Source organism: Bacteroides faecis (assembly GCF_020091505.1).
Classification (GTDB): domain Bacteria; phylum Bacteroidota; class Bacteroidia; order Bacteroidales; family Bacteroidaceae; genus Bacteroides; species Bacteroides faecis.
This window is the reverse complement of sequence record NZ_CP081916.1, coordinates 77,894-93,184: the sequence shown is the minus strand read 5'-3', so window position 1 is coordinate 93,184 and position 15,291 is coordinate 77,894. Positions and strand designations below refer to the sequence as shown.

Here is a 15,291-nt window from a genome sequence, read left to right as displayed (position 1 = left end):
AATACAAAGTATGAAATATATGAATAAGAAATTGCTATTAGGATGCTTGTTTGTCGGAATACTGTTGAGTGGAGGACTGACCTCTTGCCAGCAGGAAATGCAGGAGCCTGCCCGTATAACATTGCTGAATAATTCGTGGAACATGAATTTGCCTTTAATGGCTCAGGCAAAGTTAGGCGGTGCTGTACAGGCAGATTCATTGCCTGTTATTAAAGAAGTAGAAAAAGGATTTGCCATCTCTTTCACCGTGAATCTGGAAATACCGACATTCGACCGTCATATTCTCGAGATCCCGGGAGTGCTGGATGTTTGCCTTCGCCAGCATAATCCACTAGACCGTAATAAACAGAACTATCCTGCTTATAAAATGCCGGACGGATCAGTTCCGGTGCTTGAAGCCGGACTGGAATTGAAGTCTCCTGTTGACGGGCACATGGAACGAATGATAATCGGTATTCCATTGGCTATGTTAAATCAGCCTTTGGGAGAGCACGAAGTAATATTGAATTTCTCTGGTGTCCGCTGGACCATGTACGTAGACGGCAAATTACTGGATAATGATTTTCCATTAGGCTATCCTCTTCCCGAGAAAATGAAAAACTGGAAGATTGATTCTCACTTTGTGTCACAAGCAGCTATCTATTATCCTTCTCTACACCCCGAACGCGCGGAAGGAGCTACAGTCGGATTACAACCACAAGTACAATTCTGGACTCCGACCGGACATAATGCGTGGGTAGGAGATGTGGTCAGTCTTTATCACGACGGAACCTATCATCTTTTTTACTTGTACGATCGTCGTGGACACCAAAGTAAATTCGGTCGCGGAGGACATTATTTTGAACACCTTTCTACAAAAGATTTTCGTCATTGGACCGAGCATGAAGCAGCCGTTCCTATCGAAGAACAATGGGAAACGTTCGGCACCGGTACTCCTTTTATTTTCAACAATCAGCTTTGTATCAGTTATGGTTATCATACTACCCGCATTTATCCGCGTGAGCAGACTACTCTTCCTGAATTGTATGAGTACTTGGATAAACATGGATATACAGGGTCTTTCAACCGTCATCAGATGTCCGGCGTGGCTGCCGGTTCTTCTTATTCGGTCAGCGATGATGGTATCCATTTTCGTAAGACAGGCATTTTATTTCATCCCTGTGAGAATCCAAGTATCTATGTCGATCCGAAAGGAGATTTGAAAATGCTGGCTAATTATGGAGCTCGTGGTACGTGGGCTTCTGATTCAGTCAGTGGTGGCTGGCACTGTCTGGACGAAAATTTTCCTTTGGGTGGTGATTGTACTTTCTTCTTCCATTGGGGAGATTATGATTATATTATTGGTGGTTTTACACGTCTGTGGGCTAAAGAGACCGTTCAGCCGGATTCCGTATATCAGGACGTTGTGGCAGAAGGACTCGATTTTTATAACGGTTCTTGCGTTCCTACTATAACTGAGATCTCAAACAATCGTTTTGTTATGGCAGGTTGGATGTGGATGAAAGCTTGGGGAGGCCCGCTGGTAATTCACGAAATGGTACAGTTGCCGAAAGGACGCATTGGTACGAAGTGGATGGATGAGTTAGTGCCTGCCGTTTCGCCGGATGCCATTACACTGTCGGGCAGTTCTGATAAGATTGAAAAGATACCGTCCGGCTCTTTCTTGTTGACTTTCGAGGTTACGCCTGTCGGCCCTGACGGCAAATTGACTGTCAACTTATTGCCTTCTGCCGATAAAGGAACGCAAGATGCGTGCGAATGGAAGTTGGATAGCGGAGAGAAGCGTGCACAATATGCTTTTGTCGGTGATAAAGACAGTCGTGAACGCTCTTTGCGTGAAGGAGGTGCTCCGCAACAAGGTCGAAATTATGCAATTGAAAATCTGATAGATACAGACAAAACGTTTACTGTACGTATGGTAGTGAAAACGTCCGATAAGTTTGATGGCTCTTTGGTGGATACGGAGATAGCCGGAAAGCGTACGATGGTCTCCTATCGTGAGAAGTTAGCTGTAGAACGTTTGCAATTCCACTATGAAAATATGGAAGTTAAAAATGTCCGTTTATCTCTTTTGACAGAATAAAGTTGTATTTACATAAGTGCCCTTCACCCTTCACTTCGCCCTATTCATAGGTGATAGAGGGTGAAGGGCATTCTTTCACCATTCTACATTAGTTCGGTTCTCCTTTATTAATAGAAAAGTTACTCATATTGCCTTATAAACTTATTAATCTCTGATAGTAAATTTGTTTTTGATACCATGTAATCTATAATTGCAAGCTTTGATTATAAAAACAAAGCTTGCAATTATATAAATGAAACCTTCATTTATAAAAACAAAGCTTGCGTTTATAGATTGTATCGGATGGTTGGCAAGTTTACTCTTGGATCATAGTAACTTTAGCATCAATAAAACAGAACTTATCTATTAATACATCAGACGGCAAATATTAGCATACTTGGGAATGATAAGCGTTGTGTTTGTTTATACTTGTTATGTCGTTATCTTCAATAAAAGTTGGGCAGATTTGTAGTTTAAGTACGAATCTGCCCGAAAAGAAATATATCGGTTCCTGTGGAGAGATAGTGACAGGGATGGTGAAGGGAGCCCCTTCACCATCAAACATTGATGGATAAACGGGTGTGAAAGGTGAATCCTTAACTATGTATTACTTATTTTTCTGTATAGATGGCGGGAGGAAGGGCATATAAAGCTTCTTTGCTATCAGAGATATTCGTCATTTTTGTCTTTAAATCACCATACCAGAATAAGGTGGAGGCATAATCTACCTGTCCGCCGTCCCAGCTGATCAGCTCAAAATCGAATTGCAAACGTTCGTTGAAAGGTACAATGTCTAGATTTCGTGTGCGGACAAAGGTGTTGTAGCCTCTCGAAGCCTCATCATCTTCCCGGGGGGCACCGCCGAAGGGATTAAAATAGGGATGAATGGGCGCGAAAGTTGTATTATAGTAATCTTCTGTGCCACAACCGAAGTGAGAAGGAAACTCTTCGTGATCGATCCAGATATGTTCGTCACCTTCGCCATACCAGCGTGGGCAGTGGTTATACAAAGAGAGCATATCACCTTTAAAAATACCCCTTCCTTGCAAAGTTCCCATATTGTAATCCAAACCGCGGTTAGTCTCCAATCCGTTTTCCTGTTTCCATCCGGCATGGAAATATAGGGTATTGGCATACCACTTCCAGGTAGAAATACAGGCTTCTATTTTAATATCGGCAGAGTTTTCGGAAATGTTTTCGACCTCTATATGCGCCTCCCGTTGGTAGGGCATGACAAAACGTAGTTTCGAATGTCCTTTTCCATCCGCTTCCAGGTAATAGCTGCGGACTGCGGGTGCTCCCATACCGGCTCCTGTCAGGTCACTTAATGGTACACAAACTGTTTGAACACCGTCGAATGAGATTTTGACTATCAAATTGCGCATGAATGAAGCGTAGCAGGCGGAATCAATCTCCGATACGTGGATCGAAAGGCTTCGGATCGCTTTCTCTCCGTCAGGAAGTTTCATCCTTAAAGACGACCGGGCGGTCAGTCTGGCCTCTTTTGTTTCAGGGTTTTCAGTATATGTTTTGGGGTACATGAGTTGCTCGCTAAGTTTTTGCGCTTTATCTTGCAATGCTTCTCCATCTTTGAGAGTAAAAGTCTGAACTTTGGTCCCTTTAGGATATGTGCGGCAAGAAGTATGAAAAAAGTAATCACGGTCTACATTATCTACCGTTATCTTACAGCTTTGCGCATAAGGGAGGGGATAGTAGAAACTGCTTCCTTGTGTGGTAGAATAGTGTTCGTGCTTGTACAATAGCCCTTCAGGGATATCTAGCGGAAATAAAGAAATGTCATAAGCGGGAAGAAGGATACTGGCTTCCTTTTCTCCGTCAAAATAGATGCGGAGATTGGCGCCGTCGGAACCGCCGGTAGTCAGTATTCGGGTAAGTACGCCGGGACCTTTTTCATCGAATAATACTTTTTCTACCCGTCCGTTGTTGGCTTCGTAACGGACGAATCCTGTATTGTCACGGTTGGCATGCCAAGAAGGTGTGCCCGGTATCACTGACCTGCGATCATAACTGGATACGTGTTTGGTCGTAAAAAACGGGACAGGAAAACAAGGTTCGGCTTCTACGGAAACCATTTCTTCCATCAGTGATTCCAAGGTAATCGGATTTTTACCTGAAGAATAAATAGGTTCCTTGCAGGAGTAGACTGACAGTATTGTCGCAAGACTGCATATATAAAATAGAGTAGTTCTCATTCATTTCTGATTTTTGAGGTTAATACAAGCTCCGAAAGCCGCTTCTTCCTGAATATGGGATAATTGTACCGGATGCCCGAAACGTTCTTCGAGTGCTTTATGCAGCAGTGGATTCTTTTTGATTCCGTTACCGGACCCTACCAGACTTGTTTTATTGGTTTTGAGAAATTCTGGCAGTAGCTGAAAGTAATGATAAAGTCCCTCACTGATTCCTTGAACAAATCCGATAATTAGATTTTCCGGGGTAAAGTTGGAGGTGGATATATGAGTGATCTTTCCTCTTTCATTTGGATTTGAACGCGTACCGTCAAAAAGAGTGTCAACGATTAGATTGCCCTTTGTATTTTTGGGGTAGGGTATGGATGTCATTATTTTATAGAGGTCGGCATTAGACAGTTCTTTTTCAGTGAAAAGTTTTAAAGTATCATTGAAAAACTTTCTTAAAAGAGCATAGGCATATCCTCCACATAAGGCAGCTCCCACCAAAAGGTATCCGCCACCGGGCAAGGGGCGGGTATCCAGTGAATCAATTTCCATATATCGGTCGGTATAGATAGAAATCTGACTGCTGGTTCCTACGGTGATGTGAATAGAGTGATCTTTATCGCGTACTGAACCCAAAAAGCTAGCCTGATTGTCACCGATAGCAGCATACACCGGTATCTTTTCAAAGTAACCGGCTATGGAGGCCGATGGCATGATTTCCGGTAATATTGTTGGTTCAATGCCTGCTTTCTGTATAGCTTCTGTGTCGAAAATGAGCTTCTCCTTGTCGAAAATCCCCAGACTGGCAGCATTGGAGGGGTCTATCAACGGAGTGTTGTTTCCGGAGAGTTTCATTACGGCATAATCCATAATTGTACAAAGTTTGAAAGCATCTGCCGGGACCAGTCCGTTTTGTATATTATAATAGTGAGTAACCAGTCCGTATCCGCTTGCTGCCGGATAGCCTGTGATATTTTTCAGATGAGTGGCATAATTCAGGTTGTCCTTGTAACGGAGATTTCCTCTGCCGTCTTGCCAGGTGTATAACGGGCTTACTGCATTTCCTTGAACGTCAGTATATACTATGCCATGCATCTGGCCAGTGATTCCTATTCCTCCAATATCTTTATATCGGGTCTGGAATTCGCGGACTATATCCCATACAATATTTATAATAATGTCTGCATCCTGCTTTTTCTCCCAATTATCGGGCGAAGAGATGTTGGCACAGTTTTCTTTAGTGACGGAGATGACGCTTTGAGTGGACGGATGATAAACGACTCCGCAGATAGAGCTTGTTCCTATATCAATTCCTATAAAGTGCATATTTTCTTTTTTAAATGTGGTTAATCTTTTTCATTTTGGTCATCAGGAATAACAAGTAGCATGCGCAAATCGTTAATACGATCACCGCACCAGTTTGTCCTCCCATTGTGTCGGAGGCAACTCCCATCAAAACAGGGAAGATGGCACCTCCTATGATTCCCATGATCATTAATCCGGAGATTTCATTATGCCGGGTCGGCATATAGCTTAGTGCACTTGAGAAAATAATAGGGAATATATTGGAGTTACCGAAACCAATGAGTCCTATACATATATAAATGGCAAGCAAGCTTTGGCTAAAGTATAGTCCTATGATACCTGCCATAATCATGGATACACTGATTGTGAAAAACTTGACAGGTGAGAACCATGCCAGAATAAATGTTCCGGAGAAGCAGCCGATGGTACGTAAGAAGAAATATAGGCTGATTACATATCCGGCTTCTGAGAGTGAGATACCTGCTCTTTCTTGTAGGAGTTTGGGAGCTGTAATGTTAACTCCTACATCTATGCCTACATGAACGAGGATTCCGAGGAAAAATAGAACGATAATGATGTTACCTAGCAGACCGATGCATTCGCGGAACGAAGAAGATTGTTTCTTTTCCGTCGATTCTTTGATCGGAGTACTCATCAGATAAATGATAGCAATAATATCTACTATGGCAAATACGACAAAGAGTAATTTCCAGTTCCCATAGTAGATGGCCGCTTTGGCTGCAAGAATCGGTGCGATGGCGGAGGCTATGGCCTTAACGAATTGCCCTAATGTGAGAAAGCTGGATTGCTTCTCCGGATTTACCATATTGGCTAATAGAGGATTGAGGGATACCTGCATGATTGTATTTCCGATTCCTATAAAAGAAAAGGCAACGAACATGCTGATACTATCGTAAATTAAGTTGGGGATAACAAGTCCGGCAAGTGTCAGAGTCATGCTTAGAAGGACAGTTTTCTTTCTTCCTATCCTGTTCATCAGCATACTTGTAGGTACCGAGAATATCAGAAACCAAAGAAATACCGTGACCGAAAAAGTGTTGGCTACTGTATCGGATAGCGTAAAGTCTTCTTTTACGTGATTGGTCGCTATTCCTACTAAGTCTACAAACCCCATCGTGAAGAAGGCAAGCATGATAGGAATGATCTTGTTTATGTTTAATTTGTTTTCCATGATGATGTGATAATTAGTTTTGTATTGATTTTATGGGCATTAATTGATGTTCCAGATTGATTTTAAAGAATGGATATCGGCTGATATTATCTTAATTTGTTTATCTGTGGAGAGAGAATAAGACCGATGGAGCAAATCGGGCATAAAGTTAGAGGTAATGACTATTTCACCGTCATTGCCGAAGATCTCAATGCTTGTCCGATCTACTAAGATACGCAGTTTTACCTTGCCGTCGATACTCTTTAATGTGGCTCTGCCTAAATCTGCCCATTTATTGTCCACTGTCGGTCCGTTACAGGAAATTTCTTGTTTATCAGCATTATAGCATATGTTAGCGCCACGAATACCAATCGTGAAAGAAGAAGATTGAGTCATGTCGAATTCGAATTGCATATCGTATAAGTCGCCTTTCAATTTGCTTAATATATTATTACCGGGCGTAATCGTTTTATTCTTCCATCTATCATGTCGGTCATAGAGATTACTGATTTCCCGGACAGGGATTCTGTATACTCTCAATCCATTTGGCGTAGTGCGCAGAGTCAGTTCTGTCGGGAAGTTCATTTGTTGCTCAAACGGCATGTCCGGATAGCGTCGTGTAGGCATCCACGCTAAATGCAGACATCTGCCGTCGGGGACATTACTCCATGTCATCGCTGCATAGAAGTTCTTGCCAAAATCTCCTTCCAGTATTTCTGTTTCTGGTTGGAAGTGGGTACCGTCGAACGAACCGATTTTATATTTGCCATTAGCACCAAAGAATAGCCATTTGATATTGTTATTGTCTCCGTCGGCCGGGACAGGTAGAAATCCGGGACATTCTGTTACCCCGTCGAGAGTCAGAGTCGACAGTTGTCTCCAATCTTTTAGATTGTTGGAAGCAAACAGACCGAATTCACATTCTTTATCCATATAAAGAGACATTATCCATTGTTTGGAGTTCGCGTCCCATACCACTTTGGGGTCACGGTTGGCATTGTGAATGTTTCGTATGACAGGGTTCTTATCATAGTAAGTGAAGGTTTTGCCGGCATCCGTACTATAGGCGATACATTGAGTACACATCGGCCCTAAGCCATCATTAGGATGTCCACCATTGGTAATGAATGCGATGATCGGTTTTTCATCTCCGTTTTGGAAGCCGGTTACATTGTGTTCATCTACTACTGCAGAGCCGGACCAGCAGCCTGCCCACACCTTATGCGGAGTAATGTGATTTGGAATCTGTTCCCAATGAATCAAGTCTCTGCTAATGGCATGCCCCCAGTCTTTGTAGGCTCCGGGGCGGTGCGGCGGCATATATTGGAAGAACATGTGATATACTCCGTCGTAATAAACCAAACCGTTAGGGTCATTCAGCCAGTTCTTTTTGGCAGAGAAATGAAACTGTGGGCGATAAGCTTCTGTATAATATTCAGGTCGCCCATCCTTCAGATTCTGTACTCCTGAAAGTTGCATGATCTCCTTGTCGGACAGATATCGATCCCACAATCCGATGTGATCGATTAAGCCGTCGAAAACAAATTCTGGTGAAGCATTGAAACTGTCGGAGTATCCTTCTCCATCCCTGTACTGACCACCAATCATTAGCGGACGTCGGTTCCAGTCGCGAATATCGCCTACTGTTATTTCATCATCCCGGAGCTGTCCGTCCACATACAACTCTGAAATTTCTCCATTGAAACGGAAAATGATATCGTGCCATAGCGTAAGTTCCTCTTTGGGCATTTTATATTTTAAAAGGTGTGCTCCCGCGATATCATCACTCCCCAATAATATTTCCAGATAAATGTCTTTTCCTTGGGGATTGAAAGCTACATTGTAGGCGAGGCTTTGGTCATTACCTGCTTTTGTTAGGATAGGGGTGTAGCCGGTGATGTGATTTGCTTTTACTCTGGCCAAAATAGATAGAAATTTGCCGTTGAAGTTCAGCTCATTGTCTGCTCCCTGTCCTGCAATCAGACAACTACCATTGAATTTTGCTACTACTCCATCCCCTCCCCGGATTTTGGAAGCATCGGCTTCTTCCCCTTGCAAGGTAATGAAGGAAATGTTTCCATTCTTTTTGAGTCTGCTGTTTTCTTGCGTGGCATCATTTAAATCAGAGAACATCCATATGGCAATTGCCCCTTTTTTGAAAGGATGGTCCGCGCCAGTTTCTAAACAAGGGTTTCCATGAATAGCATGACTAAATGAAAACAGGCAGATATATGTCATTATTACATATCTGCTGCATTTTTTTCTTTTGATTTTGGCGTGTTTCATATGATATATTGCTAAAGGTGTTTATTCTTATCAGGTTAAATAACATCGCAAATATAATATTTTGTTTTCTATATGCAAATAAAATAGATACATATTTGATCTAATTATGCTAATTTTATTGTTTACATATAGGTGCAGCAAAGGAAATGATATGTATGTGAAAAGAATGTCTGTCTACTAATAGCAGATTTTTTATTCGGGAGAAAATGTGATATTATTCGCAAAACGTCTCTGTCTGATAGCTTATGGGGAACTGTCGCAATGGATAGAATGCGGTTGTTATGTGTATATGGATACTTATTGGTTCGAAAGTGTACTGTATATAATTATAGTTCGGCATTAATTTTCAAAGACGAAAATCAATGCCGAACTATGTAATCTGTCAGAAAGAGGTTTAACGATATATTTCTGACAAAGGTATGTATGCGTATGACGGAGTCAGAGCTTAGTTGTGCACTACTGTTCCGATTTCTTCTCCGCTGATTACTTTTTTCAGGTTACCTACCGTATCCATGTCAAAAACGACAATCGGCAGATTATTTTCTTTGCACATGCAAGTAGCGGTCAGGTCCATTACTTTCAGACCACGTTTCAGAACTTCATCATAGGTGATGTCGCTGAATTTGGTTGCAGTGCGGTCTTTCTCGGGGTCGGCAGTATAAATGCCATCTACACGGGTACCTTTCAGCATAACGTCCGCTTCGATTTCTATTCCTCGTAATGAAGAGCCGGTGTCTGTAGTAAAGAAAGGATTTCCCGTACCGCCGGACATGATAACGATTTCACCGTTTTCCATACATTCGATTGCTTTCCATTTACTGTAAAATTCACCGATTGGTTCCATACGGACTGCTGTAAGTACACGGGCTTTCACTCCGGCTGCTACTAATGCAGAACTGAGTGCAAGGCTGTTGATAACAGTTGCCAGCATACCCATCTGGTCACCTTTCACACGGTCGAAGCCTTTGTTAGCCCCACTTAATCCACGGAAGATATTTCCGCCGCCGATAACGATACCAATTTGTACTCCCTGTTCATGGATTTCCTTGATTTGTGCGGCATATTCCGCCAGTCTTTTTTCGTCAATGCCGTATTGTTTTTCCCCCATCAGGCTTTCTCCACTGAGCTTCAGCAGAATTCTTTTATACTTTGCCATAATCTTTTTACATTTAGTTTACTGCAAATATAGAGATAATTTGTTGGATAGACCTCATAGTTGTGCGATAACTTTCATATCGCTTTCTTCACAATTTCTCTTCCAATGAAGGTTTGTACGATTCCCCTCAATGACAGGTAAGTGATGAAAGCCAGCCATAAAGCATGGTTTCCCAAAAGATTGTGGAAAGCGTAGTAGATAATAAAAAAGCTGACGGAAGCAACTAGCATTGAATAAAGCATCTGCCGGGTTGCAGTGGCGCCAATGAATACCCCGTCCCATAAAAAAGCGGAGAAACCTGCCAATGGAATAGCAAGTGCCCAATAAAAATAAGTATCCGAGGCATTGATTACTGAAATATCATTTGTCAGTAACCCGAGAAACCCTTTTCCGCCTGTTGCGTATAAAAGGGTGAATGCAGCAGATAGTCCGATGCCCCAATAGAAGAGATGGTTTACTGTATTGTGGAGAGCCGTTTGATTTCGTGCACCGATATAGCGTCCGGCCAATGCTTCTCCTGCATAAGCAAAGCCGTCCATGATATAAGAGAAAAGCGTGAACAGCTGCATCAGTAGTGTGTTTACTGCCAGTACGACTTCTCCTTGTGCCGCTCCAGCCGACGTGAAGAACATTGTCACAATCACCAGACAGAGAGTACGGAAGAATATATCACGGTTTACTCGGAAGAAACGGTACATCGCCTGCTTTTGTATGATGTCTTTCCATATGATACGTTTTCTGAGGGTACTGTAATAACGCATATATAATAGTATGGCCATAAAAAAGCCTGCATACTGTGCGATAAGAGTCCCGGTAGCCACTCCTGCCACTTTCATATCCAGAAGGTAGACAAAAGACAGACTGGCAATGATATTGACTATATTCTGTGTAATGGCAATATACATCGGGAAACGTGAGTTTTGCATTCCGATAAACCAGCCTGCAAATCCGTAAAGGCCCAGCATTGCCGGAGCTCCCCAAATGCAGATATAGAAATAGGTCATTGCCAGTTGCTTGACTTCTTCCGTAGTTTGTATAAGCGTAAATGCCAGATGAAGAATGGGGTATTGGAGAATCAGCAAGCAGACAGCAATAAATAGTCCGACACCAACAGAGCGTATCAGTAGCCGGTTGATCTCGTTTAAGTCATGCTGGCCGTATGCTTGTGAAGTCATACCGCTTGTTCCCATGCGCAGAAACCCAAAGATCCAATAGATGATATTGAATAACATTCCTCCCACGGCAATCGCTCCGATGTATGCCGGAGAACCGAGATGCCCCACGATAGTGACATCGATAAGTCCCAGCAATGGTACAGTAATATTCGAAATAATCGATGGTACGGCAATCTGTAATATTCGTCTGTTTTCGGAGGTAGTTTTCTTCTTTATCATCTTGTAGAAACACTTTTGTTAAATAGATTGTTCTTTTTGCGGACAAAGGTACATCTTTTATTTTTTTATTGTATATTTGCGTGTCACGAACTAGAAACAATGTAACTGATTATGAAAGCCTTAACTATTCTTCTTTTTTCTTTGTTTTCGTTGCCGCTGATGCTGAATGCACAGACGGTCGATGAGATGTTGCATAAAGTTTCGGCGGCTATTGAAGCTGGTCAGCATGGACAGGCGGTTAGCTATTTCCGCCAGGCTATCAGTCTGAATATAGACCGATCGGAAATGTTCTATTGGACGAGTATAGATAAGAGCAGTGATATTAGCTCGAAACTCTCTAATGAGTTAGCTCTTGCCTATAAGAAGAATCGGAATTATGATAAAGCCTTTTTGTTTTATAAAGAGCTGTCGCAGAAGACCCCTGATAATGTAGATTATCTGGAAGCCGTTGCCGAAATGCAGGTATGTCGTGGGCAGGAGAAGGATGCGTTGCGTCTGTATGAGAATATATTGAGGTTGGATGCTGATAATCTGGCAGCCAACATTTTTCTCGGCAATTATTATTATTTGATGGCGGAGAGAGAGAAGAAAAAACTGGAGAGTGATTACAGAAAGATTTCTTCGCCGACGAAGATGCAGTATGCACGTTATCGGGATGGGTTGTCGAAACTGTTTGCTACCGGATATGAAAAAGCACGAAGTTCCTTGCAGAAAGTAGTGTTGAGGTTTCCATCGACGGAGGCTAAAAAGACATTAGATAAGATCTTGTTGATAGAGAAAGAGGTGAATCGCTGAGCGGTTCACCTCTTTCTCTATAATAACAATGTATGCAATCTTATTTTATCATACCGATGCGGTTCAAATTAGGTGTAGCTATTATTTGTGCTTGTTCTTTAGCTTGATTTGCTGCCCTTGTAGGGGTAGTGGTTACTAAGTCCGTTCCTGAAATCAAACTGATTGCTTTGGCATATAAAGGATCACTTTCTGTACCAAAGTCTCCATACCCTTCGAAATATTCTCCGTTAGGCTTATTTTCATTTATTTCGTAGTCAGGTGTAAAACCGTTCTCAAAGTCTCCAAAGCCTTTAGCATTGTATGCCTGGAAAGTTATAGGGAAAAGCAGATATTTGTCTGTATCAACAGTCAGTTCTACTCCTTCCATTCCTACGTTTTTCCCATGTGTAGTAGTGCCGATTAGAACAACTTCGATATCAATTCCTCTCAGTGCATTGATTACTAATTCACTTGCAGATGCAGAGTCGTCGGTAACAAGGCAGTAGATTTTCCGTAGATTTAAACCTCCGTCAGAGAGAGAAGTATTTAAATTGTCATACAGAGAATATACAAATTTTTGAATAGGACGTTGATTGTTAAGGGCTTTCATGCGCCCATCATTATATCGGTATGAAGCGAATGTCTTTCCAATGCAAAAATCTCCGGCGATGCAACTGGATATGAGATTGGCTGATGTAACATCTCCTCCTCCGTTGTAACGGAGATCTAGAATTAACTCTTCTATACCTTGGTTTTTAAATTCTTTGAATACATCGAATAGTTCCTGATCAAAGCCGGATTCAAAGGCCGAATATACCAAATAACCGGTCTGTCCGTTGACTTGGTGATGAATGATTGGATTTACATAAATAGGTCCGGAGTCTATTGTATATACTTTTCCATCTTTGTCTTTAACTTCTATAGAAGTTGGAGAGGACGGCTGCATCAATTTAGAGTAATACGTTTGCACATTAGACGTTGTTATCTTTTGATTGTTTATTTCGGCTATTTCCATTCCACGTTTTAGCCCTGCTTTATCGGCAGATGATCCTTTATGTACTCCTTGTATGACAAAAACAATATTGGAAGTATTACGGGTTTGAACGGCTACAAAGTTTACGAACCCATAATTATACTCTAAGTTTTTTTTCTCCTTGGCACTTCGGGAAGATTGTAAATCCGGATCTAGCTTTTGGATAAATGAAAATAATGAATAGGTACCATTACTATTGCGTTTTTTGTCCAATGTATTAGTAGTCATGCTTAGCAATGTGTTTCTTAAAAAGTCATCATAAGCTTGCTTGAAATTGGGAGTTAGTAATTTATAATCATCATTCCACAAGTATTTTTCCTTCAAATATTGATCTACGCTATAGTTGATTTCGTATCCTTCTACATTATCATTACTCAACTGGATTTTTATATTGCTGGTAGAGGAATATCCATTTACTTTAATCGTAATGGTACCTTGTTCCTGAGAAGACTTGTGTACCGTAATTTTTATGGTGTTTTTCCCGGAGTTTCCTGCATCATTATCTAATGATAATAATGCGGCAGAACTGTTTTGAGCAGTCCAGCTGGACAGAGTTGTGAAAGTAAAAGTGAGGGTTTGCTCTGCTGAGGCAAAATATGTTTGGTTAGTAGACCAGCTTTGTTCTGTAATTCCACTACCTCGCAGTAGAGTGTCATCATCTTTACATGATATGTTGAGGAGTAATAAAACGGTCAAAAGACCAAGTAACTTGACATACTGTATTTTCTTCATAAAATTAAAGGTGTTTTTTATATAGCAAACTCAAAGGTAATGTTTTCTTCTTTAGGATGTATGTATTATATCAATAAATATTCTACCTCTTTAAACATATAGCCTCTTTTTCTCAGCGTTTCGTCTTCCAGTATGAGTCTTCCTTCGGGCTCTACACAAACAATTCTCGCAAAGAATTCTCCATCAGGGTCTTTATATCGATGCATCCCTTCTTTTCTGAAAAGCGCTTTTTCATATCGGTTGGCTATAAATTCAGTATCATCGTTTCGGAGTAATTCATAATAAGATTGAACGCGGAGCATGATATTTCTGAGAATCCCGAAAATTTCATATTGTTTTCCTGTGATTTGTTGAAGCGAAACCGGGTTTGGGGCTGAACTGTGGAATGCTTCCTGGTTCACGTTGATTCCGATGCCGGAAATGCTTTGTCTGATAGTACGTCCCATCAGATCATTTTCGATCAGCATGCCACATATTTTTTTATTTTTCCAGTAAATGTCATTCGGCCATTTGATGGAAATATCGTCCGTATAGCTATCCAGTTCCTCTTTAATAGCCAGCGACACAACTTGGGAAATTAAAAACTGCCGGCGCGCTTCCAGAAACTCTGGAAAAAGAACAAAACTGAAAAGAAGATTTTTCCCGGGCTCAGACTCCCACGAATTGCCACGTTGTCCACGTCCGGATGTCTGGAAGTCGGCAACTACCGTCGTGAATTCTGCAACTTCCTGCTGTTTGGAACAAAGAGTCTGCAGATAGCTGTTTGTAGAGTTTGTCTCACTGATATGAATCAATGGAACAGGAAATAGTGTATCAAGGGAGGGCATCATATTCAGCACGCAGTTTTTTAGTGAATTTTTTGATGACCTCTTCATAAGAATGATCAACGAGTTCTTTGATAAGTTTGTCATCCGCATCCATACCGAAGTTGATTCTATTCCAGTATTTCTTGTTGAAATGGCTGGCACCTTCGATACTTGTATAATAGTCACGCAATTCGATGGCACGTTCCGGGTCACATTTCAGTGCGATAGAGTTTGCTCCTTCCAAGTCGATGAGGGCAAACATTTTATTCATCACCTTTATTACAAGTGATACGTCATCGAATGGAAATGATTCGGTTGCCCCTTTTTTGCTTAAACAGTACTCCCTGATAGTTTCTACATTCATAAGTCTTTCA

The 15,291-nt window shown here is 41.5% G+C and carries 11 protein-coding genes; 2 read left to right on the top strand and 9 right to left on the bottom strand.

The genetic code is table 11. The annotated features are described in order from the left end of the window. The first annotated feature begins 19 nt into the window (after window positions 1–19). On the top strand, window positions 20–2,083 hold the full coding sequence (locus K6V30_RS00845) for a glycoside hydrolase family protein (protein WP_055270608.1): 2,064 nt from the start codon (window positions 20–22) through the stop codon (window positions 2,081–2,083). Window positions 2,084–2,673: 590 nt separating this feature from the next. Here K6V30_RS00845 and K6V30_RS00840 read toward each other — a convergent pair. From K6V30_RS00840 to K6V30_RS00815, 6 genes are all read right to left on the bottom strand, one after another. Further along, window positions 2,674–4,275 carry a glycoside hydrolase family 172 protein gene (locus tag K6V30_RS00840; protein WP_055270554.1) on the bottom strand — a complete coding sequence of 534 codons (1,602 nt, stop codon included), beginning with the start codon at window positions 4,273–4,275 and terminating at the stop codon, window positions 2,674–2,676. After that, the gene (locus K6V30_RS00835; RefSeq protein WP_055270552.1) at window positions 4,276–5,586 is read right to left on the bottom strand and encodes a sedoheptulokinase; all 1,311 of its coding nucleotides are present in this window, start codon (window positions 5,584–5,586) and stop codon (window positions 4,276–4,278) included. Between the two features lie 10 nt (window positions 5,587–5,596). Further along, the gene (locus tag K6V30_RS00830) at window positions 5,597–6,757 is read right to left on the bottom strand and encodes an MFS transporter (protein WP_055270550.1); all 1,161 of its coding nucleotides are present in this window, start codon (window positions 6,755–6,757) and stop codon (window positions 5,597–5,599) included. 39 nt (window positions 6,758–6,796) lie between these two features. Beyond that, window positions 6,797–8,869: a glycoside hydrolase family 32 protein gene (locus K6V30_RS00825; RefSeq protein WP_168166739.1), complete on the bottom strand. Its 2,073-nt coding sequence runs from the start codon at window positions 8,867–8,869 to the stop codon at window positions 6,797–6,799. Between the two features lie 598 nt (window positions 8,870–9,467). Further along, on the bottom strand, window positions 9,468–10,178 hold the full coding sequence (gene pyrH / locus K6V30_RS00820) for a UMP kinase (protein WP_010539449.1): 711 nt from the start codon (window positions 10,176–10,178) through the stop codon (window positions 9,468–9,470). A gap of 74 nt (window positions 10,179–10,252) precedes the next feature. Next, window positions 10,253–11,572, bottom strand: a complete 1,320-nt coding sequence (locus K6V30_RS00815) for an MATE family efflux transporter (RefSeq protein ID WP_055270546.1) — start codon at window positions 11,570–11,572, stop codon at window positions 10,253–10,255. 111 nt (window positions 11,573–11,683) lie between these two features. On the opposite strand from K6V30_RS00815, the gene K6V30_RS00810 reads away from it, so the two are divergent. Further along, window positions 11,684–12,367 carry a tetratricopeptide repeat protein gene (locus tag K6V30_RS00810; RefSeq protein ID WP_010539447.1) on the top strand — a complete coding sequence of 228 codons (684 nt, stop codon included), beginning with the start codon at window positions 11,684–11,686 and terminating at the stop codon, window positions 12,365–12,367. 40 nt (window positions 12,368–12,407) lie between these two features. Here K6V30_RS00810 and K6V30_RS00805 read toward each other — a convergent pair whose 3' ends face one another. The 3 genes from K6V30_RS00805 to K6V30_RS00795 all read right to left on the bottom strand — a co-directional run bounded on the left by K6V30_RS00805 (window position 12,408) and on the right by K6V30_RS00795 (window position 15,281). Next, window positions 12,408–14,111 (bottom strand): S41 family peptidase, encoded by a 1,704-nt coding sequence (locus K6V30_RS00805; protein ID WP_055270544.1) that lies wholly within the window; start codon window positions 14,109–14,111, stop codon window positions 12,408–12,410. A gap of 65 nt (window positions 14,112–14,176) precedes the next feature. Continuing rightward, window positions 14,177–14,941: a biotin--[acetyl-CoA-carboxylase] ligase gene (locus K6V30_RS00800; RefSeq protein WP_055270542.1), complete on the bottom strand. Its 765-nt coding sequence runs from the start codon at window positions 14,939–14,941 to the stop codon at window positions 14,177–14,179. Further along, on the bottom strand, window positions 14,925–15,281 hold the full coding sequence (locus K6V30_RS00795; RefSeq protein WP_010539444.1) for an MmcQ/YjbR family DNA-binding protein: 357 nt from the start codon (window positions 15,279–15,281) through the stop codon (window positions 14,925–14,927). The genes K6V30_RS00800 and K6V30_RS00795 overlap by 17 nt, the downstream gene beginning before the upstream one ends. Window positions 15,282–15,291: the final 10 nt, after the last annotated feature.